General features: G+C 55.3%; 1 rRNA gene. It reads left to right on the top strand.

Features of this window, described 5'->3' with window-relative positions:
* Positions 1-215: ribosomal RNA gene (locus tag DW58_RS12005) — 16S ribosomal RNA — on the top strand; the annotation flags it as partial.

The following is a 215-nucleotide window of genomic DNA, read 5'->3' as shown; positions in this document are numbered from 1 at the left end:
AGCAGCCGCGGTAATACGGAGGGTGCAAGCGTTAATCGGAATTACTGGGCGTAAAGCGCACGCAGGCGGTCTGTTAAGTCAGATGTGAAATCCCCGGGCTCAACCTGGGAACTGCATTTGAAACTGGCAGGCTTGAGTCTCGTAGAGGGGGGTAGAATTCCAGGTGTAGCGGTGAAATGCGTAGAGATCTGGAGGAATACCGGTGGCGAAGGCGG

The sequence above is a fragment of the Siccibacter turicensis LMG 23730 genome, assembly GCF_000463155.2.
GTDB lineage: Bacteria > Pseudomonadota > Gammaproteobacteria > Enterobacterales > Enterobacteriaceae > Siccibacter > Siccibacter turicensis.
The sequence above is the reverse complement of the archived record's forward strand: the minus strand, read 5'-3'. Positions and strand labels throughout refer to the sequence as shown.